At 71.3% G+C, this 24,419-nt stretch carries 25 protein-coding genes; 8 read left to right on the top strand and 17 right to left on the bottom strand.

The features are described from left to right. Nucleotides 1–60 precede the first annotated feature (60 nt). The 4 genes from ABH920_RS38115 to nagB form a co-directional block, all read right to left on the bottom strand. The gene (locus ABH920_RS38115) at nucleotides 61–843 is read right to left on the bottom strand and encodes a maleylpyruvate isomerase family mycothiol-dependent enzyme (RefSeq protein WP_370354148.1); all 783 of its coding nucleotides are present in this window, start codon (nucleotides 841–843) and stop codon (nucleotides 61–63) included. Between the two features lie 127 nt (nucleotides 844–970). Further along, nucleotides 971–1,801 (bottom strand): SDR family NAD(P)-dependent oxidoreductase, encoded by an 831-nt coding sequence (locus ABH920_RS38110; RefSeq protein ID WP_370354147.1) that lies wholly within the window; start codon nucleotides 1,799–1,801, stop codon nucleotides 971–973. Nucleotides 1,802–1,847: 46 nt separating this feature from the next. Next, a complete protein-coding gene (locus ABH920_RS38105) occupies nucleotides 1,848–2,453 on the bottom strand; it encodes a DUF2867 domain-containing protein (protein ID WP_370354146.1) in 606 nt (201 codons plus the stop codon). A gap of 71 nt (nucleotides 2,454–2,524) precedes the next feature. Next, complete coding sequence (gene nagB / locus ABH920_RS38100; protein ID WP_370354145.1) at nucleotides 2,525–3,307, bottom strand: glucosamine-6-phosphate deaminase; 783 nt, start codon at nucleotides 3,305–3,307, stop codon at nucleotides 2,525–2,527. A 200-nt stretch (nucleotides 3,308–3,507) separates the two neighbouring features. On the opposite strand from nagB, the gene ABH920_RS38095 reads away from it, so the two are divergent. Further along, nucleotides 3,508–4,044 (top strand): hypothetical protein, encoded by a 537-nt coding sequence (locus ABH920_RS38095; RefSeq protein WP_370354144.1) that lies wholly within the window; start codon nucleotides 3,508–3,510, stop codon nucleotides 4,042–4,044. Nucleotides 4,045–4,073: 29 nt separating this feature from the next. On the opposite strand, the gene ABH920_RS38090 is transcribed toward ABH920_RS38095, so the two are convergent. After that, the gene (locus ABH920_RS38090; protein WP_370354143.1) at nucleotides 4,074–4,877 is read right to left on the bottom strand and encodes an NAD(P)H-binding protein; all 804 of its coding nucleotides are present in this window, start codon (nucleotides 4,875–4,877) and stop codon (nucleotides 4,074–4,076) included. A gap of 168 nt (nucleotides 4,878–5,045) precedes the next feature. Here ABH920_RS38090 and ABH920_RS38085 point away from each other — a divergent pair, with 168 nt between their 5' ends. After that, nucleotides 5,046–5,453: a MarR family winged helix-turn-helix transcriptional regulator gene (locus ABH920_RS38085; RefSeq protein WP_370354174.1), complete on the top strand. Its 408-nt coding sequence runs from the start codon at nucleotides 5,046–5,048 to the stop codon at nucleotides 5,451–5,453. Nucleotides 5,454–6,196: 743 nt separating this feature from the next. Here the strand turns inward: ABH920_RS38085 and ABH920_RS38080 are convergent. Next, nucleotides 6,197–7,312 carry a glycosyltransferase gene (locus tag ABH920_RS38080; RefSeq protein WP_370354142.1) on the bottom strand — a complete coding sequence of 372 codons (1,116 nt, stop codon included), beginning with the start codon at nucleotides 7,310–7,312 and terminating at the stop codon, nucleotides 6,197–6,199. A 163-nt stretch (nucleotides 7,313–7,475) separates the two neighbouring features. On the opposite strand from ABH920_RS38080, the gene ABH920_RS38075 reads away from it, so the two are divergent. From ABH920_RS38075 to ABH920_RS38060, 4 genes are read left to right on the top strand one after another with little or no spacing between them, the layout of a single operon-like run. Then, on the top strand, nucleotides 7,476–8,399 hold the full coding sequence (locus ABH920_RS38075; protein WP_370354141.1) for an ABC transporter ATP-binding protein: 924 nt from the start codon (nucleotides 7,476–7,478) through the stop codon (nucleotides 8,397–8,399). Beyond that, nucleotides 8,396–9,199 carry an ABC transporter permease gene (locus tag ABH920_RS38070; RefSeq protein ID WP_370354140.1) on the top strand — a complete coding sequence of 268 codons (804 nt, stop codon included), beginning with the start codon at nucleotides 8,396–8,398 and terminating at the stop codon, nucleotides 9,197–9,199. Before ABH920_RS38075 ends, ABH920_RS38070 begins: the two co-directional genes overlap by 4 nt. Then, the gene (locus ABH920_RS38065; RefSeq protein ID WP_370354139.1) at nucleotides 9,196–10,332 is read left to right on the top strand and encodes a sensor histidine kinase; all 1,137 of its coding nucleotides are present in this window, start codon (nucleotides 9,196–9,198) and stop codon (nucleotides 10,330–10,332) included. Before ABH920_RS38070 ends, ABH920_RS38065 begins: the two co-directional genes overlap by 4 nt. Continuing rightward, the gene (locus ABH920_RS38060; RefSeq protein ID WP_370354138.1) at nucleotides 10,329–11,030 is read left to right on the top strand and encodes a response regulator; all 702 of its coding nucleotides are present in this window, start codon (nucleotides 10,329–10,331) and stop codon (nucleotides 11,028–11,030) included. Before ABH920_RS38065 ends, ABH920_RS38060 begins: the two co-directional genes overlap by 4 nt. Here ABH920_RS38060 and ABH920_RS38055 read toward each other — a convergent pair. The 8 genes from ABH920_RS38055 to ABH920_RS38020 form a co-directional block, all read right to left on the bottom strand. Next, the gene (locus ABH920_RS38055) at nucleotides 11,009–12,076 is read right to left on the bottom strand and encodes a hypothetical protein (RefSeq protein WP_370354137.1); all 1,068 of its coding nucleotides are present in this window, start codon (nucleotides 12,074–12,076) and stop codon (nucleotides 11,009–11,011) included. The two genes, ABH920_RS38060 and ABH920_RS38055, sit on opposite strands and share 22 nt — an antisense overlap. Nucleotides 12,077–12,196: 120 nt before the next feature. After that, nucleotides 12,197–13,459 carry a peptidase S8 gene (locus tag ABH920_RS38050; protein WP_370354136.1) on the bottom strand — a complete coding sequence of 421 codons (1,263 nt, stop codon included), beginning with the start codon at nucleotides 13,457–13,459 and terminating at the stop codon, nucleotides 12,197–12,199. A 346-nt stretch (nucleotides 13,460–13,805) separates the two neighbouring features. Further along, nucleotides 13,806–14,816 carry a M56 family metallopeptidase gene (locus ABH920_RS38045; RefSeq protein ID WP_370354135.1) on the bottom strand — a complete coding sequence of 337 codons (1,011 nt, stop codon included), beginning with the start codon at nucleotides 14,814–14,816 and terminating at the stop codon, nucleotides 13,806–13,808. 236 nt (nucleotides 14,817–15,052) lie between these two features. Then, a complete protein-coding gene (locus tag ABH920_RS38040) occupies nucleotides 15,053–15,544 on the bottom strand; it encodes a flavin reductase family protein (RefSeq protein ID WP_370354134.1) in 492 nt (163 codons plus the stop codon). Between the two features lie 21 nt (nucleotides 15,545–15,565). Continuing rightward, complete coding sequence (locus tag ABH920_RS38035) at nucleotides 15,566–16,282, bottom strand: nicotinamide riboside transporter PnuC (RefSeq protein ID WP_370354133.1); 717 nt, start codon at nucleotides 16,280–16,282, stop codon at nucleotides 15,566–15,568. 55 nt (nucleotides 16,283–16,337) lie between these two features. Further along, a complete protein-coding gene (locus ABH920_RS38030; protein ID WP_370354132.1) occupies nucleotides 16,338–16,787 on the bottom strand; it encodes a riboflavin kinase in 450 nt (149 codons plus the stop codon). A gap of 6 nt (nucleotides 16,788–16,793) precedes the next feature. Next, on the bottom strand, nucleotides 16,794–18,149 hold the full coding sequence (locus ABH920_RS38025; RefSeq protein ID WP_370354131.1) for an NtaA/DmoA family FMN-dependent monooxygenase: 1,356 nt from the start codon (nucleotides 18,147–18,149) through the stop codon (nucleotides 16,794–16,796). Next, the gene (locus ABH920_RS38020; RefSeq protein ID WP_370354130.1) at nucleotides 18,146–19,063 is read right to left on the bottom strand and encodes a ribokinase; all 918 of its coding nucleotides are present in this window, start codon (nucleotides 19,061–19,063) and stop codon (nucleotides 18,146–18,148) included. Before ABH920_RS38020 ends, ABH920_RS38025 begins: the two co-directional genes overlap by 4 nt. 152 nt (nucleotides 19,064–19,215) lie before the next feature. Between ABH920_RS38020 and ABH920_RS38015 the strand changes: the two genes are divergently transcribed. Beyond that, nucleotides 19,216–20,220, top strand: a complete 1,005-nt coding sequence (locus ABH920_RS38015; RefSeq protein ID WP_370354129.1) for a LacI family DNA-binding transcriptional regulator — start codon at nucleotides 19,216–19,218, stop codon at nucleotides 20,218–20,220. A 112-nt stretch (nucleotides 20,221–20,332) separates the two neighbouring features. Here the strand turns inward: ABH920_RS38015 and ABH920_RS38010 are convergent, their stop codons facing one another. Further along, complete coding sequence (locus tag ABH920_RS38010) at nucleotides 20,333–21,445, bottom strand: serine hydrolase domain-containing protein (protein ID WP_370354128.1); 1,113 nt, start codon at nucleotides 21,443–21,445, stop codon at nucleotides 20,333–20,335. 74 nt (nucleotides 21,446–21,519) lie between these two features. Further along, complete coding sequence (locus ABH920_RS38005; RefSeq protein WP_370354127.1) at nucleotides 21,520–22,392, bottom strand: helix-turn-helix transcriptional regulator; 873 nt, start codon at nucleotides 22,390–22,392, stop codon at nucleotides 21,520–21,522. A 176-nt stretch (nucleotides 22,393–22,568) separates the two neighbouring features. Here ABH920_RS38005 and ABH920_RS38000 point away from each other — a divergent pair, with 176 nt between their 5' ends. Beyond that, complete coding sequence (locus tag ABH920_RS38000; protein ID WP_370354126.1) at nucleotides 22,569–23,501, top strand: alpha/beta hydrolase; 933 nt, start codon at nucleotides 22,569–22,571, stop codon at nucleotides 23,499–23,501. Nucleotides 23,502–23,566: 65 nt separating this feature from the next. On the opposite strand, the gene ABH920_RS37995 is transcribed toward ABH920_RS38000, so the two are convergent. Further along, nucleotides 23,567–24,412, bottom strand: a complete 846-nt coding sequence (locus ABH920_RS37995) for a LysR family transcriptional regulator (RefSeq protein ID WP_370354125.1) — start codon at nucleotides 24,410–24,412, stop codon at nucleotides 23,567–23,569. Nucleotides 24,413–24,419 lie beyond the last annotated feature (7 nt).

Genomic DNA, 24,419 nt, shown 5'->3' with positions numbered 1-24,419 from the left:
GCCGCTCGCACGACGCCCACCATCTGGCCCCGCACTCTCTGAGTCAGCGGCGGCGTGTCCTCACGCCCACCATTCCCAGGCGTGGAACAGGTCGAATAGCCCCGGGTCCCCGTCGAGTCGCAGGGAGTCCAGCGGGATGCGCTCGTACAGGAACAGGACCAGATCGCTGGCCGTGCCGTGGAGGGAGAGGGCGGCCGCGTCCGGGTCCTCGCCGGGAGCGGGCAGGCGGGTGGTCCGGGCACCGTCGCCGTCGAGCGTGTGCCGCCAGGAGCGGCCCTCGGTGGCGTGGAGGTCGAAGGCGGTGGGCTTGTGCGGCCAGGGGGTCGTCGTGAAGCAGGTGATGAACAGGTTCTCCTCGACTCCGTCGAGGGCCACCTCGGTCGGCAGCGGCTGCGGGGCGCCCACGGCGACCTGGGCGTCGTACGTGTGCACCGCGATCTCCTGGACCTGGTGCCGGGCGACGGAAGCGCAGGTGTCCGTCAGCTGGGTGGTGCCCCACCCGGTCCAGCGACTGTCGTCCGGGTCGGCCGCCCGCAGCGCGTCCAGCAACTCCTGCGTCGTCGCCTCCAGCCAGGCCAGCAGCTCCTCGCGCTCCCGGGGGGCCGGCACGCCGCGCTCGGCGACGGCCTCGGCCGGGGCGGCGTCGGCGGGTCCCGCCGCGATGGTGGCGGCCCGGAAACGACGCCCCTGGCCCAGGTGCTGCGCCAGCTCGAACAGCGTCCACTCGGGGCAGGTCGGCACCTGCACGTCGAGGCTGGGCGCCGAGGCGATCACGGCGCGGAAGGCGGTCGCACGCTCGTCGATCAGCCGCAGCAGATCGGGATACTCCAGAGTCTTATGCACAGCGGCAGTTCTATCATCTTGATCCACTTGCCCGGCAGGGGTTTTCCCAGCCGGTACGGCAGCCGACTCCGGCCCGGCCGGCCCAGGCGAGCCCACGCGGACCCGTTCACCAGACACGGCCCAGCGCCTACTCCGCCGGCAGCCCCACCAGCTTCAAGCTCAGCCGATACAACTCACCCCGCGCCCGCCTGTCATAAGCCTGCGCCAAAGCCTTCGCCTCCCGCTGCCGGTCGTAGAACCGCCCGCTGACCCCCGCCAGCTTCGGATCCGTCACCAACCGCGCCGTCGCCTCGACTCCGGTCTCCAGGCTGTCGATGCTGTGTCCGGCCTCCAGCAGGACCATCTTCGTCGGCATGTACGTCGCCGGGTGCAAGCTGTTGAACGTCACCTCCGACGCCGGCACCCGCTCGGCCATCTCCACCGCCGACGAGATCTGCGCCAGCTTGCTCTGGCAGTAGGCGCGGATGCCGCTGTAGCCGCGTTCCAGCATCACGTCGTCGAACTCGATGTCCTGCTGCCCGAGCGAGGCGACGTTCACCACCCGCGCCGGCGCCGAGGCGCGCAGCAGCGGCAGCAGTTCCTGGGTCAGCAGGAAGCCGGCCAGGTAGTTCACCGCGAAGCGCAGCTCGTAGCCGTCCTTGCTCTCGCGCCGGTCGCGGCCGTCGGGCTCCCCGCCGCCGATTCCGGCGTTGCTCACCAGGACGTCGAGGCGGTCGGTGGCGGCGCGCACCGCGGCGGCGAGGTCGCGTACCTGCGCCAGGTCCGCCAGGTCGGCGCGGAACGTCGCGGGGCGCGCGCCCCCGTGCTCGTCGCGGATCGCGTCCGCGGTCGCGTCGAGGCGGGCCTGGTCGCGGCCGTGCAGCAGCACGGTGTCGCCGCCGGCCGCCAGGCGGTGCGCCAGCGCGCGGCCGAGGCCGTCGGTGGCGCCGGTGATGAGGACTATGCGGGCATGAGTCATGGCACGGACTCCTAAACGGACGTCAATGAGGTGTGCGGGACCCAGTTTACCCCTTGTCGAGACGGCCCGTCTCGTTTAATGCCCGCCACCGCCGGTCCCAGGCGCGCCCCAGCGCCGGGTAGACGATCAGGTGCCGGAAGGGCTTGATGAACGCCATGTACGCGGCCCCGAATCGGCCGTTCGGCTTCACCAGCACCGCGAGCTGTCCGCGCCACCCGCCCCGGCCGTCGGGGACCCAGCCGATGTGCAGGACCCCGTGCATCGTGCCGTTGGCGATCTCCATCGCGCGCTCGTTGTCGCGCTCGTAGAGGAACGTGAACTCAGAGCCCTTACTCGGCAGCGGCGGCGGAGCGTCCCGGAGCTCCGCCGGCAGCCGGTCCCGCAGCGACGGCACCCGGGTCCCGAGCCCGCCGGCGCGCCGGTCCAGGCGCAGCACCGCGCCGATCTTGAACCGCAGCCAGAACAGCAGCCGCGTCGGCAGCGACGCCTCGTGCTCCAGCCCGGCGTCGAACACCGCCAGCAGCTTGGGGAAGTCGTCCGGGCCGCCGCCGGCGGCCGGCAGCTCCCAGACGTCCTCCAGCCGGAAGTCGTCCGTGATCTCGTGGACCAGCCACGGCTGAGCGGTGTACGCCGCCTCGGGGATTCGTCGCATTGCAGCCCCTCTCCGGCGAACCGGCCGAGCCTGAACCCGAATCAGGCCGGAGCCGTCTCAGCCCGGCGGCCTCAGAGCCCCTGCCACACCGGCTTCGACGCGTAGGTCGCCTTGTAGTAGTCCACCAGCTTCAGCTGCTGCGCGGCAGCCTCGTCCACGACCACGGTAGCGTGCGGGTGCAGCTGCAGCGCCGAGGCCGGCACCATGCTCGACACCGGGCCCTCGACGGTCGCGGCGACCGCCTCGGCCTTGCCCGCGCCGGTGGCCAGCAGCACCAGGTGCCGGGCCTGCAGGATGGTGCCGATGCCCTGGGTGATGACGTGCCGGGGCACCTCGTCCAGGCCGTTGAAGAACCGGGCGTTGTCCACCCGGGTGCGCTCCGTCAGGGTCTTGATGCGGGTGCGCGAGGCGAGCGAGGAGACCGGCTCGTTGAAGCCGATGTGGCCGTCGGTGCCGATGCCTAGCAGCTGCAGGTCCACGCCGCCGGCGTCGGCGAGCTGCTGCTCGTACGCGGCGCAGGCGGCCGGCAGGTCCTCAGCGCTGCCGTCCGGGCCCAGGAACGCCGCGTCGCCGATGCCCAGCGGCGCCAGCACCTCGCGCTTGAGCACTTCGCGGTAGGACTCCGGGTGCCCGGCGGGCAGGCCCACGTACTCGTCGAGCTGGCACACCTTCAGGCGGCTGACGTCCACCTGCCCGGCGGCGGTCTTCGCGGCCAGCGCCTGGTACACCGGCAGCGGCGTGGAGCCGGTGGCGACGCCGAACAGCGCGTCGGGCTTGCGGGCGATCAGGTGCGCGACGGCCGAGGCGACGAGTTCGCCTTGAGCTGCGGCGTCCGCGACGATGACGACTTCCATGGCGACCCCTCGGCGATGGCTGGCATTGGGCGGTATCCGGTACGGCTGATGCATTGGTATAGACCAACTTACCGGAGCGGCGCGAGCGGTGCGCGGCCGGGATGTGACCAGCGTGCCAACCGCGTTCGACCGGCCGGTGCCGACGAATGCCGACGAAAGCCCCCTTTCGGCTGTCCGCCACCCCTGTTACGGTCGCGGCCATGGCAAACCGTTCCCACCTGTTCGCAGCGAACACGCTGCCCACCGAAGACGGACGCCCCGACCCGGTGGTGGGCATCTCCGAGCACAACTGGAGCATCCCGCTGGCCCACCTGCTGCTGGTCAGCTTCGACACCCGCGTGGTCCCCTCGATGATCTGGGGCCGGCGCACCGGGGTGGCCGGGGACTACGACCGCGGGGCGGCGCTGTTAATGGAGCTGCTGCGGGTGGTGGGGGAAGAGGTCGCGGAGGAGCAGGACTTCGAGTCGGTGGTCGCCACGACCAAGGCGCAGCTGGACAAGCAGCGCGCGAAGTACTTCCTGCTGGAGGCCGGCGAGATCCTGGACATGGACGACGAGCCGGCGGAGGCGGCCATCGACCGGCTGGTCGTGGAGCACATCCCCTCCCTCGCCGCCCAGGCCGAGGCCGCGATCGCCGGCGAGAACGCCGAGTGGCTGGCGGTCGCGCGGGGGCGGTGGCGGGAGCACTTCTACTCGTTCTACAACGACACGCTGTTCTACTCGTTCGAGTCGGAGTAGTCCTTCTTCCCCTTCCGATATCCGTGGTATCAGCCCTCGAAGTCCGCGCGGTTCTCGACGACCCACTCCCGCAGTGACCGTGCCGGATGCCCGGTGATCCGCTCGACGGTGTTGGTGATCGGCGCCGGACGGCCGACCGCGGCTGCCGCGCTGTCGAGGAGCGAGTCCAGGATTTCGGCGGCCAGCCAGGGTTCGCGGCGCGCGAGTGCGTCTTCGCGGGTGATTTCGCGGACCGGAATCGTGCGGCCCATGACGGCGCCGACGGTCGCGACGGCGTCGTCGAGTCGTATCGATTCCGGCCCGGTCAGGATCTGCATGCGTCCTCGGTGGGTGTCGTTCAGCAACAGGTCGACGGCTACTTCCGCGACGTCGTCCGGGTGAATGGGGACGCACTGCGCCGCCGGATACGGGAGCTCCACCGCTTCCCCGGCGCGGATGGCCGCTCCCCAGTCCCGCCGGGCATTCGTGGCGAGCCAGCCGGGGTAGAGGATCGTGTGATCGAGCCCTGACTCGTCCAGAGTCCGCTCGGCCGCGCGGTGGATCCGTCCGATCGGCCCACGGAACTCGACGGCTTCGTAGGACGCCGGCGAGGACAGGAAGACCACGTGACGTACGCCTGCCTCCCGCGCCGCGCTCAGAAACGCCGCCGCGCTGCCCCGGGTCGCGTAGAGGAAGACGGTGTCGACCCCCTTCACCGCGTCGTCGAAGCCGTCGGCGTCCGTCAGGTCGAGGTCGTCGCGCGCCGCTGCGCGAACCTGCTGCCCGGCGGCGTGCAGCCGGGCCACGATGCGACTGGCGATGTTCCCGCGCGCGCCGGTGACGAGGACGGTCATGGCTGGACTCCCCTGGATACGATGGGCAAATGCCCTGTACAACAAAACATCTTTGCTCTCAAAGATAAAAGGAGAACCGCTGCCGTGTCCACCGCCCCGAAGCCACCCGAGGCCCCCGAGACCTCCGAATTAGGCCTCGAAGAAGCCGTCCGCGACCTCCTCCTCCTGATGCCACGCCTGGTCGCCCGCGCCAAACGCATCCCCCCGCCCCCGGAACTCGCCGACCTCACCCTCGGCCCCCGCCACCTGTCGCTCCTGGTGTTCCTCCTCCTGGACGGCCCCATGACGGTCAACGACCTGGCGGCGCGCCTCCAACTGGCGCCGACGACCGCCAGCCTCCTGATCGCCGACCTCAGCCGCAAAGCCGTCCTGCGCCGCACCGAGGACGACACCGACCGCCGCCGCCGCATCATCAGCATCACCCCCGAAGCCCGCCCCGCCATCGAAACCTGGCTCGCCCCCGGCGCCGAAGCCTGGCGCCGCGCCCTGGCACCCCTGACCCCCGCCGAACGCCGCACCGTCGTCGACACCCTGCTGGCCTACGAGGCCGCCGTCGGCGAACTGCGGGACGCGTGACCGCTTGGCGCGCCCGCATCGGCGACCTGCTGCGCCACTGGCCGCTCCCCACGCCGCGAATCGGCGCCGACCTCACCGACCTCGGCGACCGAGCCCTGGTGTGGCGCATCGACACCCCGGCGGGTGCCCACGTCGCGAAGCTGACCTTCGACGGCCCCGAGCACGTCGAGCCCGGGCTGCGCATCGCAGCGTTCTTGGACGCTGCTGGCATCCCCCGGCGCTACTCGACGCCCTGGCCGAGAAGCCCCTTCCGGTCGGCACGCTCTATGGCGACCCGTCTCCGGAGATCCTCGTCACTTCGGTCGGCCCCGATGCCCATGACGCTCCCGCGCTCATCGACTGGGGCACCCCCAGCCGCGGCCCGCTGCTCTTCGACGTCGCCACCTGGCACCTGTTCGTCACGGACGCCTGCCCTCCCGCTGACCGCGACACCGTAGGCGAGCGCTTCCTTACCGCCTACCGCCGCCGCGCATCACTCACTGATGCCGACCTCGCGCTGTGGCCGCTCGTCGTCGATCTCCACCATGCGATCCAAGCCACCTGGCATCCGACCCCACCTCCGTGACCGCAAAACGAAATCGGGCCGCCCGGCGCCCTTGCCGACCCGACCCGATCCGCACGTCACAGCGAAGCCCCGCCGCCTCACCGCACCTCACGCACCGCGCTTCTCCTCGTCCGGATACCTTCACATCACAGTCAGAACGCCATCGTTATGCCGTAACCGTCATACATGCCATCCCGCATCAAGCCGCTTCGGCCGGTATCCGCTCCAGCCATCGGGCGTGCTGCAGCGTCGAGATCAGCGCGATTGTCGACTCCGCACCCTGATTCGGGTTCCGCCAGTCCAGTCCCAGGCCGTCGAAGCAGCCTCCGGTCGCATCGTCGATCATCGGGATCCCGCTGTCGTTCACGCCGAGGAACCAGTCGACCGACATCCGGACGCCGGTCAGCCACTTGCGGTCGCGCGTGGCGGTGTACGCCCGCGCGCACGCGTCGGCGTACGCCGCGGCCTCGATCGGCTGCTGGTGGTACGCCGGGCGCGGGTCGCCCAGGGACCAGCCGCCGGCCGGGGTCGGTGAGAGGTGTCCGTCGCGGGTCGACAGGGTGAGCAGCCACTCCAGCAGGCCCAGGCCGTCGCGCAGCAGGGTTTCGTCGCCGGTGTGCTGGCCCGCGGCGATGAGCGCCTCGGGCAGCGCCGGGTCTCCGTACTCCAGGCGCGGCTCGGGCCAGGGCCACGCGGGGTCCGGTGCCGGGCGGCCGATGGTGACGGCCGCGTCGGCGAGGACGCTCAGTGCCGCCGGGTGGCCCGGGTGGGCCTCGGCGACTTCGGCCGCGCCGAGGGCGGCGTAGGCCATCGCGTGGTTCAGGCGGCTCTGCGGCCCCAGGCCCGCGCGCAGTTTCGCGCCGTCGTCGAAGCGTTCCAGTGCCACCGCGCGGATCCACGGCGTGGGCCCGCGGTTGGCCGCCGTCCCGAGCGCCCACACCCCGCGCCCCCACCACTCGCCGGTCTCCGGCTCGTCGTGCCACACCCGGTCCAGGCCCATCCGGTTGTGGAAGCCGCGTTCGCGGTCCTGCGCGTGCAGCAGGAACGCCAGGTAGATCTCCGCGAGCCGGACCAGTTGGTCCGACGGATCGGGCTCGCGGCAGATCACGATCAGCCCCCGCGTCACGTCGTCCACGCAGTAGCCGTGCCAGCGCTTGGGGATCGGCCCCCGCGCGTGCTCGAACAGCCCGGTGTCGTCGCTCATCCGCACCAGATGGGCGAACGACGGCTCCGGGACCCCGCCGGTCAGCAGCCGTTGCAGCTCCTGCAGCTCCTGGTCGGACGGCCGGGTGTCGAGATGGTCGTCGATCGTCATCGGATCAGGCTCCTTCCTGCCGAATCGGTCTTTCTACCGAATCAGTGGCCTTACCCGATTTGCTCGGTCTTATGCTTCTCACCCCACGGGGTGAGAAGCCGCCCCCGCGATCTCCTCCCGCGGGATCTCGTGCCGGCCGGCGGCCGGAATTTAGCGTGGGCTCGTGCTCGAAGCCATCTCGCTGACGAAGTGCTACGGCCGCACCAAAGCCGTCGACCATCTGACCTTCTCCGTCCGCCCCGGAACCGTGACCGGCTTCCTCGGCCCGAACGGTGCCGGCAAGTCCACCACCATGCGCATGCTCATCGGCCTGGACGCCCCGACCGCGGGCCGTGCCACCGTCGACGGCCGCTCCTACGCCGACCACCCCGCGCCCCTGCACGAAGTCGGCGCGATGCTGGAGGCCCGCGCGATCCACCCGGGACGTTCGGCCCGCAACCACCTCCGCACCCTGGCCGCCACGCACGGCATCCCCGCCGCACGCGTCGACGAAGTGATCGACCTCGTCGGCCTGCCCTCGGCGGCGAACCGCCGAGCCGGCGGCTTCTCCCTCGGCATGGCCCAGCGCCTCGGCATCGCCGCCGCTCTCCTCGGCGACCCGGCCACGCTGATCCTCGACGAGCCGGTGAACGGCCTCGACCCCGAGGGCGTGCTGTGGATCAGGACCCTGCTGAAGGGGCTGGCCGCCGAGGGCCGCACCGTGTTCGTCTCCAGCCACCTGATGTCCGAGATGGCCCTCACCGCCGACCACCTCGTCGTCATCGGCCGGGGACGGCTGATCGCGGACTGCTCGGTCGCCGAGTTCATCAGGCGCTCGGCCAAGAACACGGTCCTGGTCCGCACCCCCGACGCCGCACGGCTGAGGGACCGCCTGGCCGGCGCCGGCGCCGACGTCACCGTCACCGTCACCATCGCCGACGACGAAAACAGAGATCTGATTGTCTCCGGCCTCACCAGCGAGCGGATCGGCCGCATCGCCGCCGAGCTCCAGATCACCCTGTATCAGCTCACTGACCACGTCGCGTCGTTGGAGGAAGCGTTCATGGAACAGACCAAGGACGCCACCGAATACCAGGCCGTCTCATGACCGTCGCGACCCCGTTCCGTGGCCGGATCACCCAAAGGCGAGTGCTGCACTCGGAATGGCTCAAAATCAGCACCATCCGCTCCACCTACATCACCGGCGCCCTGACCGTCGTCGTGATGATCGCCCTCGGGATCGTCACCTGCTGGGGCCAGTCCAATCACTACGCCTCGATGTCCCCAGACCTGAAAGCGCGCTGGGATCCGGCCGGCTGGAGCCAGATCGGCTTCACCTTCTCCCAGCTCTCGATCGGCGTCCTCGGCGTGCTGACGGTCACCGGCGAGTACTCGTCCGGGATGATCCGCGCCACGCTCGGCGCCGTGCCCAAACGCTGGCCGGTGCTGGAAGCGAAGGCGGTGGTCTTCGGCGTCGCGGCCCTCGTACTCAGCGTCGTCGCGAGCCTCGGCGCGTTCTACGCCGGGCAGGCGATGCTCGCCGGGAGGCACATCGGGACCACGTTGTCGTCGCCAGGCGTGGCGCGCGAGATCTTCGGCACCGCGCTCTACGTGACGCTCGCCGGCTTGTTCGGCCTGGCCCTCGGCGCCCTGGTGCGCTCGACACCCGGCGGGATCTCGTGCCTGACGGGCATCCTCACGATCCTGCCGCTCAGCGCCCGCGGCCTTCCCGACGACTGGTACAACGCCATCGCGCCGTACCTGCCGAGCAACGCCGGGACCGACATCACCCGGCTCTACCACACGCCGCATACGCTGTATCCGTGGCCTGGAACGGGATTGTTCGCGCTGTACGTCGCCGGCACGTTCGCCGTGGCCGCCGTGCTGCTTAAGAGGCGCGACGCGTGAAAGCGCCCCAAGACCGCCGTCGCACCGGCGCCATCACCGTGGCGCTGGTCGCGGCGGCGGCTCTGCTGCCGATCTTCATCACGCCGACGGTGTTCTCCGGCAATCCGTACCTGATCGTGTTCCAGATCGGGCTGGTGCTGCCGTTGCTGTGGTGGCGCCGCTCGCCGGTCGCCGTGTTCGCGGCCGTGTACGCGATGGTCTTCGTGCAGTACCTCGTGACGCCGCTGAACGTGCCGGGCGATGCGGCGCTGCTGGTCGCGCTGTATCTGGTGGCCGTGAACCGCGATCTGCGGACCGTGTCGGCCGCCGGCGGCATCGCGTCCGTCCTGGTCCTGCTCGACGGCCTCCGGGCCATCCCGCACCACGCCTCGGGCTGGGCCGTCGTCGAGGCCGCGGTCGGGATGGCCGGACTGGTGGTCGCGGCCGCGGCGATCGGCGCCTACGTGCGAAGCCGCCGCGCCTACCTGGAGGCCGTCGCCGACCGCGCCGCACGCTCCGAACGCGAGCGGATCGCGCGGGAGATGCACGACGTCGTCACGCACAGCCTGTCGGTGATGGTCACGCTGGCCGACGGCGCCAAGGCCGCGGCCGGCCCCGGCAAGGCCGCCGACGCCATGGGGATGGTGGCCACGACCGGACGGCAGGCCCTCGTCGACATGCGGCGCTTCCTGGAGGTCCTGCGCGACGACGAGCCCGACGCGGCGCGCCATCCGCAGCCCGGGATCGCGCAGCTCGAAGAGCTCGTCGGCACGGTCCGCGCGGCGGGCCTGCCGGTCCGGTTGGCGTTCGACGGCGACGCGGCGGGGCTTCCGACGGCGGTTCAGCTGACGGTCTACCGGGTGGTCCAGGAGTCGCTGACCAACACCCTGAAGCACGCCGGCGGCGGTGACGCACATGTGCGGGTGAGCGCGGGGGAGGACTACGTCGACGTAGAGGTCTGCGACGCCGGCGGCTTGAGCGCGAGCACGCCGGTGAACGGCGGGCGTGGCGTGGAGGGGATGCGGGAGCGGGTCGCGGCGTACGGCGGCCGGTTCGACGCGGGTCCGTGGGCCGGGGGAGGCTGGCGCGTCCGGGCTCGGCTACCGCTTGGTAATGAGGCGATGGCGTTCGTCGCGCGGGAGGCGTGGACATGAGCGACCAGCGCGCCGACCAGCGCACCGATCCCTCCGCGGGCAGCGCCCGAATCAGTGTCCTGCTGGTCGACGATCAGCCGCTGACCCGCGTCGGCTTCGGCCTGCTCCTCGGTGCCGAACCCGACCTGGACGTGGTCGGCGAGGCCGCCGACGGCCTCGAAGCCGTGCGCACGGCCCGCCGCCTGCGACCGCGCGTGGTTCTGATGGACGTGCGGATGCCCGTCATGGACGGCGTCGAGGCGACCGCCGCGATCGTCGCAGCCGCGCCGGAGTCTCGCGTGCTCATCCTCACCACGTTCGACCTCGACGAGTACGCCTTCGACGGCCTGCGCGCCGGAGCGTCCGGTTTCCTGCTCAAGAACGCGCTGCCCGCCGAACTGCTCGGCGCGATCCGCACGGTCGCCGCCGGGGACGCGGTCGTCGCACCGCGCGTCACGCGACGGCTGCTGGAGACGGTCGCGCACCGCCTGCCGAGTTCGACCACCGCCGGCACCGACGCCCGCCTCGACCGGCTCACGCCCCGCGAGCGCGACATCCTGATCGAGGTCGCGCTCGGAAAGTCGAACACTGAGATCGCCGCCGATCTCTTCCTCTCCGAGAACACGGTGAAGAGCCACTTCAAGCACGTCCTGGCCAAGCTCGGCCTGCGTGATCGAGTCCAGGCGGTGATCTTCGCCTACGAGGCCGGGCTCGTCTGAGCCTCCACCTGCCGCTGCCAGATACTGATGAACACGAACGCCAGCACCAGATGCGGCAGCTCCGCGACGGCTCCGAACTGGCTGTCGTGGAAGTTGAAGACCTCGGTGACGATCAGGTCCAGCAGGATCGCGGCCTTGGCGAGCCGGTAGGCCGTCAACCGTCGGCCCCTGATCCGCATGACCACGGCCGCGATGGTCAGCACCGCCGACGCGCCCCGAGTGAACGCGCTGGCCGTGATCGCCCCGGCGTCGGTGCTGTGCGGCTCGCCGCCCGCGGCCTGCGCGATGAAGATGATCGCGACGATGACCCGCGACAGGATCAGCAGCACGAAGACCACGGTCTCGGTCCACCGCAGGCCCGCGATCCACTCCGTCCAGCCGCGCACCCGCTCGACGGCCCGCGTGAGGCGCCCCGGATCCCGGTGCTGCGCCTGCGCCAGCAGCCGCAGGACGGCGTCACGGTCCTGGTCGGCGCAGCCGTCGAGCAGGCGCGTGGCGTGGTCCCGCTCGTCCGGAGTCAGGCCGCTGACCAAGCCGTTCGCCGCGATCTGGGCCGCGCCGGCCAGCCGTTCGGATGCGCCGGACGCGCCCGCAGCGCCCGAGGCATCGCCGGCCCCCGAAGCGGCCGTGTCCCGCCCCAGCAGCGCGGCCAGCACCAGCAACGCGGCGAAGACCAGGTAGATGATCGCGGCGGCGGGCCGGTAGAAGTAGTCGTTGGTGGTGGTCAGGTACTTGCCGACCTCGTCGACGAACAGCCCGATCCCCACCCCGCCGAGCAGCGCGGTCCACACCCGGGCCCGGTCGCCGGCCCACACCAGCGCGACGGTCAGGGCGGCGATCATCAGCAGCCCGCCCCACACCACGTGCCCGATGTGGATCCCGCCGCCCCCGATGCGCGGATACCCCGTCGCCGCCAGGTACGCGCGCGTGATCAGCACGGTCGCGATCCCGGCCAGCGTCATCATCCGCAGCCGCCACACCCCGTCCGCGAGTCGGAGGCGGCGGCGCGCCCGGCGCGGCCGGGCGGCGGTGGCGGTCGTGGTCATCGGTCGAGGCTATCGAAGCCGGCAACGCGAAAGCGGCCCCGCCGCGAAGCGGGGCCGCCTTCTTCAGCGCCGTTCGATCCGAAGGTCACTGGTCAGTGCCGGCTGTCGACCGGCACGTCCTCAGCTTCCCGCGGTGAAGGCCGCCAGCCCGTTCGGCGTGCCCAGACCGGTGGGGCCGTCGTAGCCGGGGCCCGCGGTGCAGAAGTAGCTCGGCGAGCAGCTGCCGTTGCTACCGGTGGTCACGTCGTTCAGGTTCGAGGTGTGGGCGTACGGGTACGACGCCGGGACGTCGTTCGCGCCCGGGGTGCCGGCCAGCGCGTAGACCGAGGCGATGATCGGCGAGGCCGCCGAGGTGCCGCCGTACACGGCCCAGCCGTTGCCGCCGTAGGTCTGGTAGACGGCGACGCCGGTGGCCGGGTCGGCGACCGCGGCGACGTCGGCCACCATGCGGTTGCTGCAGCCGGTGTCGGTCTGCCAGGTCGGCTTGGTCTCGTCCTGCGAGCAGCCCGAGCCCGCGCCCTCGCTGCTGCTGGTCTCCCACACCGACTCCGACCAGCCGCGGCTGGAGGAGTCCTTGGTCAGCGAGGTGCCGCCGACCGCGGTGACGTACGGGGAGGAGGCCGGGTACTCGGTGCCGGCGGCGTACGCGCCGTCACCGGAGGAAGCCGTGATGGCCACGCCGGGGTGGTTGAAGTAGCTCGAGTCGGACTGCGCCTCGGTGCCGTCCTCGTTGCCGCCGTAGCTGTTCGAGACGTACTTCGCGCCCTGGCTCACGGCCTGGTTCACCGCGGTGCCCAGGTCCGACATGCTCGCCGAGTTGGCCTCGACCAGCAGGATGTGGCAGCCCGGGCAGGTCGCCGAGACCATGTCCAGGTCCAGCGAGATCTCACCGGCCCAGCCGGTGTCGGCGGTGGGGTAGTTGGTGCTGCCGTCCTGCGCGATCTTGGAGAAGCAGCCGTTGGCGGTGCTGCACTCCGGCAGGCCGTAGGTGGAGCGGTAGGTCGCCAGGTCCGACTCGGCGTTCGGGTCGTCCTGGGCGTCGACGATCGCGACGGTCTGGCCCGACCCGCCGTTGGCCGGCAGGTTGTAGGCGCTGACCAGGTCGCTGGGGCCGTAGCCGGACGGCGTGTCGTTCGCCGCCATGGTGTGCGCCTTCTTGTCGGTGCGCTTCAGGGCGAAGCACGTGGCGTACCCGGGGGCGACGGCCTGGCTGCAGCTGTGGACCGTGGTCGGTCCCGAGGCCGCGGAGGTGGACGCCGAGGAGGACGCCGGAGCCGCCTGGGCGACAGCGGCGCCCATGGTTATCAGGCCGGCGACGCCCAGCAGGGCGGCGGCGGCACGCGGCACGGCGCGGCCCCGCTTCGTCCGAGAGAGGTGGAACACTCTTGCTCCTTATCGTGGGGGGAGAGAGGTGGCGGTGCGGATCAAGGCAGCGCTGAGCCGGATCTCGGCTCGCAATGCCTTGATCAGTGCTAGTACTATCGCCGACAGTAGCGATGCGTATAAAGGGCGACAGCGGCAAAGCTTTAGTAAAGGCTCGTATAGGGAAAACCCTTGCGGAACCCTGGATATCCGCAGATGGGGTCGCCTTTCGCCACGTCATGACAGGAACGGTGTGAACCTGCCGAACGTGTAAGGCCTCTGTTTTGTCCTACGCGGATTAGTAGTAGCGGGCCCGAGCGCATAACCGACGCCACCGGATACCCGACTGATGTCCCTACAAACGCCTCTATCGCGAAGTCGGGGAAAACGGCGTCTCGACCGCCGCCGCCACCGACAACGCGTCCCCGTCCTTGTCCGGCGGGCACCCGTGGATCACGGTCGCGACCGACACCAGGGCGAGCACCAACGGGATGATGATCAGCAGCGCGGATCCCAGCGCGCCCATGGCCAGACCGCGCCGGCCGAGCTTGCGGTGCGGGCTCAGCCGGGTCACCCGCGACGAGGCCGCCGGGCGCCGGTCGATCCCGACGCCGAGCGCGAAGCCCGGGGCGGTGCCGCCGCTGAGCACGGCGAGCGCGGAGACCAGCGCCGCGGTCCCGCTGCGCCGCACCGCGGCGTCGTCGGCGATGAACTCCACCAGCCGCCGCGTCTCCTGCTCCACCAGCGCCAGCAGCCGGATCCGGGGCGCGGTGCGGTGGATCGCGTGCGCGAACGCGACGGCGAAGTGGTGCCGGCCGGTCAGGTGCGCGCGCTCGTGCGCCAGCACCGCGCCGAGCTGGGACGGCGAGAGCCGGGTCAGCGCGCTGCTGGTGATCACGATCGTGCCGGGCCGCCCGGGCAGGCAGTAGCACCCCGGCTCGTCGTGCTCCAGCACCAGGACCCCGAGCTCGTCGTCGGCCCTGGCCAGGATCCGGAGAATCGCGATGTGCCTGCGCCGGGTCCGCCACGCGGAGAAGAACGTGGCGGTCATACAGAATCCGATCCGCAGCAGCAGGGCCGCCGCCGCGACCAGGCCGAACCAGCCCAGGAACGGCCCGACCGGCGAGTCGTCGTTGATCGGCAGCTGGTCCGCGCAGCGGTCGATCTGCGGGTCCACCCGCGAGAGCGTGTCGACCAGCGTCAGTCCGAGCGCCAGGCCCGCCGTCGCCGCCGCCGTCAGGAACGAGCAGGTCATCACCTGCAGCATCACCACCGACAGCCGCGGCAGCCGTTCCGAGGGCCAGGCCCGGGTCAGCAGGCGCGGGCCCAGCAGCGCCAGGAGCAGAGCGTAGGAACCCAGGATGAGTGCGGCGATCACGGAGTGACTTCCGCCGACGCCCAACCCCCGAGCCGTCTCATCCCCGAGTGCGTTCCTCTCCCCGGTCGCCCGGTGTGTGCGGCCACCGCTGACGAGAACTCGCGCGGCGCCGTCTGGGTGGAGAGTAGCGAACAGATCAGTGGGAGTGAACCATGCGTCCACCACCAGCGCGGATGCGCGCGCGGTGCCGAGGAGTGCCGACAGGGGTACGGAACGGATACGGCAAGGGGTACGGCTCAGCAGCTGGCGCGGTCGCGGGTCCAGACCAGCGCCCGGTTCCGCGCCTCCTGGTGCACGCGCTCCACCCGCAGCACGATGATCGAGTGGTCGCCGGCCGGATAGTCGTGCTGCGCGAAGCACTCCAGCCAGATCGGCGACCCCTCCAGGAAGATCGCGCCGTTCTCGTTCTGGTGCCACGCGATGTCGGCCAGCCGGCCGGCGCTGTCGCGCGAGGCGAGCTGCCGGGTTTTCGACGCGTGGCTCTCGCCGAGGACCGACACCCCCAGGTGCGCGGCCCGGGCCAGCACCGGCCAGGTCGAGGACGTGCGCTGGATCGCGACCGAGACCAGCGGCGGCTCGTGCGAGACCCCGACCGTGAACGAGGACACGACCATGGTGACCGGCGCGCCGTCCACGACGGCCCCGATCGCCGCCACCGTCGAGGGGATGTCGCCGAAGACGGCGCGGATGTCCTCGGCGTCGTCGATGAAGTCGATGAAGTCGTTCATGGCCGGATCCCTTTCGAAAGCTCAGGCCGACGGCTCGGCGGCCAGATGGTCGACGTGCCCCGCGCCGTGCCCCTCCACGGTCACCGCGGACTCCAGCGGCGAGGAGATCTGTGTCTTGCTGCGCGAGGCCCAGTCCCGGATCCCGGCGAGCACCATGAAGAAGAAGATGCCGTAGACGATCCCGGAGAAGTACAGGTGCGAGTGCACGGCCAGCGGCACGCCGACCAGGTCCACGGCCAGCCACGCGAACCAGAACTCGACGTAGCGCCGGGCCTGCGTGTACATCGCGATGACCGTCCCGGTGAAGATCCACGCGTCGCACAGCACCATCCACCACGGCGCGCCGGGGTAGAACGACCAGTTCATCGCCTTCAGGAAGGCGCCGAGCACCCCGGTCCCGACGACCATCGCCGCGATCAGCACCAGCCGCGTCTGCCACTCGGCCCAGCCGACCACGACCGTGCCCTCGTTCGCCTTGTTCCGGCGCCAGGTCGCCCAGCCCCACGTCGCCGCGACGATGATGATGATCTGCCGCCCGGCGTTCCCGGTGAGGTGCACGTTCAGGCTGGCGACCAGCAGGCAGATCGAGCCGAGGATCTGCACCGGCCAGGAGATGACCAGCCGGCGCAGCGCCAGGACCACGGTGAGCAGCGCGAAGATGTTGCCGATGAAGTCCGACCAGTAGACGGGGAGCCCGAAGAAGCTGAATTGGTGGTTGAGCCAATCGAACGCGTGCATGCGAATCTCCAGTGTCCGTGAGGGTAGGTACAGATCCCCGTTCCTATTGCGTTCCTTACGGCCGGTACGCGCGCATTTCGGTGGCAGCGCGGGCCCGGTGTTCTTCAGTCAACGTCGCCACGGTGGTCGCAACGTCCGTGCCGGCCGCGGCCACCAAAGCCGCGGTGGTCGGGAACCGCACCGTGTCGCGAATGCGGGAGGTCAACCAGACCACCACGCGTTCGCCATAGAGCTGGCCACAGAAGTCGTGGCAGTAGACCTCGATATGTACTTCTGTCCCGTCGGTGAACGTCGGGTTGGTGCCGACGCTCACCGTCACCGGGTGGAGCGAGTCGTCGCTCAGCCGAGCCATCAGGCCCGCGTAGATAGCGGGTTCCGGTACCGATTCCGGTGAATCGGGCGCCACGTTCGCGGTCGGGAACCCCAGCAGCCGTCCCCGCCCGGCACCGTGGACCACGGTGCCGACCACCTTGCCCAGCCACTCCCCGGCGCCGTGGACGGTCATGTCAGCTCACTGGGTCCCGTGCCGGTGCGCGGCCGCGGGGTGGTTCGCGGGCAGCGTCGGCTGCGCGGAACCGGTGAGCCTCTCGCGCAGCGACTCCCCGTCGCGGTATTCCGTCGCGACGACGCCGCGCCGACGCAGGATCGGCAGCACCGACTCGATGAAGTCGGTCGTCGAGGCCAGCTGCACGGTCGGGGACAGCAGGAACCCGTCCAGGTCCGCGCCGTCGGCCAACGTACAGATCCGGTCGGCGATCTCCTCGGCGGTGCCGACGATCGGCTTCGCGCCGACGCCGTGCGTGTGCCAGTCGCGCAGCACGTCCCCGACGGTCTTGTCGGCGAAGCGTGCCAGCTGCGTCTGGGAGATCTCGGTGCTCAGCTCCGCCATCGGGGTGTCGTGCGAGTACGAGGACAGGTCGATCCCGGTGAACATCGCGTAGCTGGCGACGGTGACCTCGGGCCGCTGCGCGTCCAGGATCCGCTGGTAGCGCCGCTCGGCGTCGGCCGTCGTGGCCCCGACCACACAGGCCAGCGCCGACATGACCTTCACGTCGTCGGCGGCCCGGCCGGCGTTCACCGCCTCGGCGCGGATCGCCGAGGTGTGCCCGGCCAGCTGCTCGACCGAGCCGTCGCCGATGAAGACGCACTCGCCGTGCCGGCCGGCCACGCGGCGGCCCGCCGGTGAGGCGCCGGCCTGGAACAGCACCGGCGTGCCCTGCGGCGAGTAGGCGGTGTTGCCATAGCCCTCGGAGCGGAAGTACTTGCCGGCGTGCTTGACCAGGTGCACGCGCTCGGGGTCGGCGAACCGGCCGTGCTTGTCCTTTTCCAGCGCGCCCGGCTCCCACGCGCCTTCCCAGTACTTGTAGACGACGTCCAGGAACTCCTCGGCCATCGCGTAGCGCTCGTCGTGCGCGACCATGTCCATGCCGAAGGCCTTGACCGCGGTGTCCGCCGTCCCGGTGGTCACGATGTTCCAGCCCAGCCGGCCCTGCGAGAGCTGGTCCAGGGTGGCCATCCGGCGCGCGAACGAGTACGGCGGCTCTACCAGCACCGAGCCGGTGATGACCAGCCCGAGGTCGGTGGTCGCGGACAGCAGCGCGGCCGCGACGATCGCCGGGTCCAGCCGCGGCAGGTCCAGGCTCTCCTCGGTGGCGATCGCCGGCCGGGTGCCGCGCACCTCCGACCAGCCCCACGCGTCGGCCAGGAACAGGAAGTCGAACTTCGCGTCCTCGCACAGCGCCGCGACCCGCTTCCAGTAGCCGAGGGTGTCGAACAGGTGCCGTTCGCTGTCCTCGTGCCGCCAGGTGGCGGTGCCTCCGGCGTTGGTCTGGGCGTTCTCGAACAGTCCGAGTTTGAGGGTCTTCATCGGATCTTCTCCTGCTGCTGTGCGAATAGGTCGACCTCGGCGGCGGTGGGCATCGCGCTCTGCGCGCCCACGCCGGTGACGGACAGGGCTGCGGCCAGGACGGCGCGTTCCGCCGCCGCGCGCAGGGGCAGGCCGCGGACGAGCGAGTCGGCCAGGGCGCCGCAGAAGGTGTCCCCGGCGCCGACGGTGTCCACGGCGGTCACGCGGGGAGCGGGGATATAGGCGGTTCCCTCCTGATCATGAACGATCGCACCATCGGCTCCCAATGTCACGACCAGTGCCGAAACCGGCAGCGGGTGGTCCGCCAGCAGTTTCGCGACCTCGCCGGACGTCGCCGGGACCGGCACGCCGAGCAGCGCGCACAGCTCGCCGAGGTTCGGGACGAGCACGTCGACGCGCTTGAGGACGTCGTCGTCGAAGGCGTGCGCCGGCGCCGGGTTCAGGATCACGGTCGCGCCCTGCGCCGCGGCCCGGATGACGGCCGCGCCGGTGACCTCCGGCGGGATCTCCCCTTGCGCCATCAGCACGTCGCCGGGGGCGGCCAGCACCTCGGGGAGGTCGGCGACGGTCAGCTCCCGGTTGGCGCCGCCGTCCAGGACGATGGTGTTCTCCCCGGCCGCGTCGACGGTGATCAGCGCCAGGCCGGTGCGGGTGCGCTCGGCGGTCGCGATCAGGGCGGTGTCGACGCCGTTCCGGGCCAGCGAGGCCAGGATGTCCGGCGCGTCGCCGCCGACCTTGGCCACCAACCGCACCGCGCTCCCCAGCCGGGCCGCGGCGACGGCCTGGTTCGCGCCCTTGCCGCCGATGCCCTCGCGGGAACCCACCGCGTGCACGGTCTCCCCGGGCCGCGGCAGGGCCCGCACCTGCAGGACCACATCGCGGTTCACGGAGCCGACCACTGTGACCGACGTCATCCTCACCTCCCGGGAGATCGATTTCCCATACCCTGCATGATGTTCGCCACACCGTCAAGTACCATCGACCCGGAACCTCGGCGCGGCACCCCGGACCGGGGATGCGGCACCTCGGACCGACAGACCCGGCAGCTCGGACGGGAGAAGAGGACGTGGCGGTGACGGCTCGCCTGGTCGATGTCGCCCAACTCGCGGGGGTCTCCCGCGCGACCGCGTCCCGGGTCATCGCCGGAACGCCGCGCAACGTCGCCCCCGAACTCGTGGAGCGGGTCGAGCGCGCGGCACGGGAGCTGGGCTACCGGACCAACCAGTCGGCGCGGGCGCTGCGCACCGGGACGACCGGGACGCTCGGCGTGGTCGTGCCCTCGCTGGCGAACCCCTACTTCGTGCAGCTCATCGAGGCTCTGTCACGGCGCGTGCGGGCCGACGGCGGGGTGCTCGTGGTCTCCGACGCGGCGAACACCCCGGAGATCGAGGCGCGCGAGATCGACACCCTGGTCAACGGCAAGGTCGACGGCCTGATCGTGGTGCCGGTGACCACCGCGGAATCCGGCGCGGCGATCAACGCGGCGGCGCGGATAAGGCCGATCGTGCAGTTCGACCGCTGGGCCGCCGACGCCGGAACGGTCGCCGTCACCATGGACAACCACGCCGCCATCAGCATGCTGATCGACCACCTCCAGGGCCTGGGCCGCGAGCGCATCGCCCTGGTCGCGGCCGAGCAGAGCTCGTCCTCCGGAGCCGAGCGCGCCCAGGCCTTCGCCGACCGGCTCGGCGAGTCCGGCCGCACCATCGCGCTGCCCTCGATCACCACCGACGCCGGCCGCAAAGCCGGCCGCCGCGTCCTCAAGCTCCGCGGCGGAGCCGACGCGCTGGACGCGGTGGTCTGCGCCGCCGACGTGCTGGCGATCGGCCTGGTGACCACGCTCAACCGCGCGGGCGTCGCAGTACCCGGAGAAGTGGCCGTGACAGCGTTCGACGACACCACGATCCTGGAGGTCCTCGACCCGCCGCTGACGTCGATCCGCCACCCGCTGGACGCGATGGCGGACCGCGCCGTCGCGCTGCTGCACGGCGACGCCGAGGAGCGTGCGGAGCGGGTTGAGCGGTTCGCGCCGGAGCTTGTGGTGCGGGCTTCGAGCGGGTCGGGGCGTTAGGGCTTCTGGCCTGCTGTCGGCAGGCGGCGTTGTCGGGTTTGCGAGCGAGTTCCGGTTGCGCGGCTATGGCCGGCCGGCGCCGGGCCGTCGCCGACCCGGCGCCGCAATTCGCTCAGCCGCACAGTTCCGCGTCGACCAGCCCGATGACAGCCCCCTGCGTAGCGTCGTTCCCGTCCCCGGTGTCCGACACCACCACCGCGCGCCGCGCGTCTGCGGTGACACCGTCCCAGGTCTGGTACCCGAACACGCCGCCGGGGTGGCCGTAGTACCCGCCGCCGCAGGACAGCGGGATCCAGCCCAGCCCGAGGCCGTAGCGCACCCCCGGACCGAGCGCCGGCGCGGGCACTGTGCTCTCCATCTCCGCCAGCCGCGCCGGGCTCAGCAGGCGGCCGGCGACCAGCGCCGTGTAGAACCTCGTGAGGTCGCCGGCGGTGCTGATCATCGAACCCGACGCGTCGGCGGCGCTCGGGTTGAACGCCGTCACGTCCAGCAGTGTCGTGCCGCCGAAGGCCGAGTAGCCGTCCGCGTGCGGGCCGAGGACGAACGGGAACGTGCCCGGCGTCGTCGTGTGGCGCAGGTCCAGCGGCCGGATGATGCGCGCGTTCACCTCGTCGGCCCACGAGTGCCCCGTCACCCGCGCGACGATCATCCCGGCCAGCACATAATCAGTGTCCGAATACGCGAACGCCGCGCCCGGGGCCGACACCGGCGCGTGCCGCATCGCCATCGCCACCAGCTCGTCGGGGCTGTACGTTCGGAACCTGTCCCGCTGGAACGCCGCGGCGTCGGTCATCTCGGCCAGGTCCAGCGTGTAGTCGTAGACGCCGCTGGTGTGGTTGAGCAGCTGACGGATCGTGATCTTGCTGCCGTCGTTGCCGTTCCCCGCGACCACGCCCGGCAGCCACCGCGCGACCGTGTCGTCCAGCGACAGCCGCCCTTCGTCGACGAGCTGGAGCACCACCGTGGCGACGAACGTCTTGGTGGCGCTGCCGATCCGGAACGCGCCGTCCGTCGCCACCGGCCGGCCGGTGCCGAGCGAGGCGGTGCCGGCGCTCGCGGCCTCCTGCCCGAGCGGTGTGGTGACCTGCGCCAGAACGCCCACCGCGCCGGCGGCGGCGACTGCGTCAGTCTGCTGTTGCAGCGGTGAGCCGGACGACTGGGCAGCGGCTGTGGCGGCGGCTGGCACAGCGGCCGTCAGGCCGAGTCCCAAGCTCGAAACGAGCACCAGCGTAGGCAGTGTCTTGACATGTAGGCCATGAAACACTTCTAGGATCCTCCCCGTGCATGGATCGTGACATGTCAATGATCTGCTGTCACATGCCCATCTGACCAGTGCAGCAAGAAGTGCAGCGCCTTCTCGGATTCCGACCCCGGCTCCGCGGTGAAAGCGATCAGCTTCTGGTCCGGATGCGTGTCCACCGAGAACTGCTGCACATCCAGTTCCATCGTCCCGGCGATCGGATGGTGGTACATCTTCACCAGCTGGCTCGGCCCGCGCACCTGATGCGTGGCCCACCATGTCCGGAAGTCCTGATCACGCACACTCAGCTCCCCGACCAGCGCGTTCAGCGCCGGATCGTCGGGCCGTCTCCCCGCCTCCATCCGCAGCGTCGCCACGCACTCCTTCGCCGCACGCTCCCAATCCCCGTACAGCGCCCGGAACGCCTCGTCGAGGAACGTCAGCCGGATCAGATTCCGCTGCCCCGGCGGCATCGCGCTGAAGTCGGCCAGCAGCCCCGCCCCGCCGCGGTTCCACGCCAGCACGTCGAACCGGTGGTTGACCACGATCGCCGGCACGTCCGTCATCGTGTCCAGCAGCCGCCGCAACCGCGGAGCCGGCTCGGACTGGCTCGGCCGCCGGGTCGGGGCGCTCTGCGTGACGTCGGCCACCGTGAACAGGTACTCGCGCTCGTCCGGCGCCAGCTTCAGCGCGTCGGCGAGCGCGTCGAGCACCGTGCGCGACACCCGCGTCGTGCGCCCCTGCTCCAGTCGCACGATGTAGTCGACGCTCACGTGCGCCAACATCGCCAGTTCCTCACGCCGCAGCCCCGGCACCCGGCGCAGGCGGCCGTCGTCGGGCATACCGGCCTCGACCGGGTCGACGGCGGCCCGCCGTGAGCGCAGGAAGTCGCCGAGCCCGGTGTCGCTGTGAGCGTGTTGTGCTGAGGCCATGCCCCTAGTCTCCATGCGTTTCGGCCAGCGTGCCTGGTACTGGCTTGCATAGGCGAGACCGTCCCTGGTTGCCCGCTTCCGATACGGCGAAAGTCGGTGATGCGGCCGACGGACTCCGAAAGCCACCGGGGTGACCGAACGGGAGCCCCGCACTCACCAAGACGGGAGCGGTACCCATGAGGACCGACGTCACGTTCACCAGCAACGGCCTGAAGATCGCGGGCCACCTCTACCTCCCGGACGGCACCGCCGCCGACGCCGACGGGAACGCCACCCCGGCCCCCGCCGTGGTCGTCGGCCACCCCGGCAGCGGCGTGAAGGAGCAGGCCGCCGGCCTGTACGCCAGCCGCCTCGCCGATGCCGGCTTCGTCGCCCTCGCCTTCGACGCCGCCTACCAGGGCGAGAGCGAAGGCGAACCGCGCGGCCTGGAGGACCCGGCACAGCGGGTCGAGGACCTGAAGTCCGCCGTGTCGTTCCTCACCACGCGCCCGGAAGCGGACTCGGACCGGATCGGCCTGCTCGGCATCTGCGCCTCCGGCGGCTACAGCCTCGCCGCCGCCGCGACCGACCACCGCATCCGCGCCGTGGCCACGGTCAGCGGCGTCGACATCGCCCGGCAGTTCAAGGTCGGCGCGGACGGGACCCAGGACCCGGCGATCTTCCAGGGCATGCTCGACGCCGTGGCGGCGGCCCGTACCGCGGAGGCGCGCGGCGAAGGCGTCCAGAGCTTCGGCCTCTTCCCGGCCACTGCCGAGGAAGCCCGCCTCGGCGGCCAGCACGTCTTCGAGGGCTGGGAGTACTACGCCACCCCGCGTGCCGGACACGAGCGCTCGGCCAAGACGCTGACCTGGTCCAGCGTCGACCGCATCGCCACCTTCGACGCGTTCGCGGCCGTCAGCCTGATCGCCCCGCGGCCGCTGCTGCTGATCGTCGGCCGGAACGCCGTGACGTCCTGGATGGGCGTCCAGGCCTTCCAGAACGCCGGCGGCCCGAAGGAAGTGCACTGGATCGACGGCGCGTCGCACGTCGACCTGTACGACAAGGACGAGTACGTCGCCCCGGCGATCGCCAAACTCGCCGAGTTCTACACGGCGAACCTCGCCGCCTGAGGCCGGTACCGACATGGCCCGGCCAGACTCTCCCACTGGCTACCGTAGAAGAAGACTGACGCGCCTCACACGACGCCGCGCAGCACGGCTTCCACCGCGTCGACCAAGGGATCGCCGACCGTCCGGGAGTGCCGCACCAGGCCGAGCGTGACGTCCGGCAGCACCGGAAGCAGCGCCGCGTCGTCGACCGTCGTCATCCCGGCCTCGATGTTCGCCGGCAACAGCGCCGCCGCTCCGAGCCCGGCCCGCACGGCCGCGTGCACGCCGGCCAGGCCTGTGCTCTCGAACGCCACGCGCCACGGACGTCCGGCGTCGTCCAGCGCGGCCAGTACCGGCGCCCGCCACCCGCACGGCTGCGAGAACAGCACGAGCGGCAACGGATCGGCGCGCACGTCGAGCCCCGCCCCGACCGCCCACGTGAGCGGCAGCCGCACCGACCAGCGCGGCGGCTCGGGCAGGTAGTCCGGATCGCACAACGCGATGTGGATCCGGCCCTGATCGAACGCCTCACGCATCGCCGGGCCCGGCGCGCTGAACACCTCCAGCGTCGCCTCGGGATGCAGCCGGCCGAAGTCGGCGAGGGCCTGGGGGAGGCGGCTCGCGGCCAGGTCCTCGATCAGCCCGACGCCGCAGTGTCCGGCGAGCGAGGTGCGGGTGGCGTGCAGCGCCTGCGCCGACAACGCGAGGATGCGCTCGGCGTAGGGCAGCAGCGATTCCCCGGCCGGGGTCAGGCTGACGCCGGTCGCCGCGCGGTGCAGCAACGGCTGCCCGGTCCGCCGCTCCAGCCTGCGCAGCTGCTGGCTGAGCGCCGGCTGCGTCTGGCCGAGGACCTGCGCGGCACGGCTGATGCTGCCGGCGCGGACCGCGGTGACGAACGCCCGAAGCAAGCCGGTCTCCAAGTCCTGGACCATAACAGCT

This window comes from Catenulispora sp. EB89 (assembly GCF_041261445.1).
Classification (GTDB): Bacteria; Actinomycetota; Actinomycetes; order Streptomycetales; family Catenulisporaceae; genus Catenulispora.
This window is presented reverse-complemented; position numbering and strand designations above follow the sequence as displayed.

Excerpts from the sequence above, each read along its gene's own strand:
- nagB (WP_370354145.1), bottom strand. The coding sequence starts at position 3,307 with ATGGAAGTCGTCATCGTCGCGGACGCCGCAGCTCAAGGCGAACTCGTC.
- ABH920_RS38020 (WP_370354130.1), bottom strand. The coding sequence starts at position 19,063 with ATGACGTCGGTCACAGTGGTCGGCTCCGTGAACCGCGATGTGGTCCTG.
- ABH920_RS38055 (WP_370354137.1), bottom strand. The coding sequence starts at position 12,076 with ATGACCACGACCGCCACCGCCGCCCGGCCGCGCCGGGCGCGCCGCCGC.
- ABH920_RS38005 (WP_370354127.1), bottom strand. The coding sequence starts at position 22,392 with ATGGCCTCAGCACAACACGCTCACAGCGACACCGGGCTCGGCGACTTC.
- ABH920_RS38095 (WP_370354144.1), top strand. The coding sequence starts at position 3,508 with ATGGCAAACCGTTCCCACCTGTTCGCAGCGAACACGCTGCCCACCGAA.
- ABH920_RS38105 (WP_370354146.1), bottom strand. The coding sequence starts at position 2,453 with ATGCGACGAATCCCCGAGGCGGCGTACACCGCTCAGCCGTGGCTGGTC.
- ABH920_RS37995 (WP_370354125.1), bottom strand. The coding sequence starts at position 24,412 with ATGGTCCAGGACTTGGAGACCGGCTTGCTTCGGGCGTTCGTCACCGCG.
- ABH920_RS38085 (WP_370354174.1), top strand. The coding sequence starts at position 5,046 with ATGCCACGCCTGGTCGCCCGCGCCAAACGCATCCCCCCGCCCCCGGAA.
- ABH920_RS38110 (WP_370354147.1), bottom strand. The coding sequence starts at position 1,801 with ATGACTCATGCCCGCATAGTCCTCATCACCGGCGCCACCGACGGCCTC.
- ABH920_RS38030 (WP_370354132.1), bottom strand. The coding sequence starts at position 16,787 with ATGACCGTCCACGGCGCCGGGGAGTGGCTGGGCAAGGTGGTCGGCACC.
- ABH920_RS38060 (WP_370354138.1), top strand. The coding sequence starts at position 10,329 with ATGAGCGACCAGCGCGCCGACCAGCGCACCGATCCCTCCGCGGGCAGC.
- ABH920_RS38080 (WP_370354142.1), bottom strand. The coding sequence starts at position 7,312 with ATGACGATCGACGACCATCTCGACACCCGGCCGTCCGACCAGGAGCTG.
- ABH920_RS38000 (WP_370354126.1), top strand. The coding sequence starts at position 22,569 with ATGAGGACCGACGTCACGTTCACCAGCAACGGCCTGAAGATCGCGGGC.
- ABH920_RS38040 (WP_370354134.1), bottom strand. The coding sequence starts at position 15,544 with ATGAACGACTTCATCGACTTCATCGACGACGCCGAGGACATCCGCGCC.
- ABH920_RS38025 (WP_370354131.1), bottom strand. The coding sequence starts at position 18,149 with ATGAAGACCCTCAAACTCGGACTGTTCGAGAACGCCCAGACCAACGCC.
- ABH920_RS38070 (WP_370354140.1), top strand. The coding sequence starts at position 8,396 with ATGACCGTCGCGACCCCGTTCCGTGGCCGGATCACCCAAAGGCGAGTG.
- ABH920_RS38090 (WP_370354143.1), bottom strand. The coding sequence starts at position 4,877 with ATGACCGTCCTCGTCACCGGCGCGCGCGGGAACATCGCCAGTCGCATC.
- ABH920_RS38035 (WP_370354133.1), bottom strand. The coding sequence starts at position 16,282 with ATGCACGCGTTCGATTGGCTCAACCACCAATTCAGCTTCTTCGGGCTC.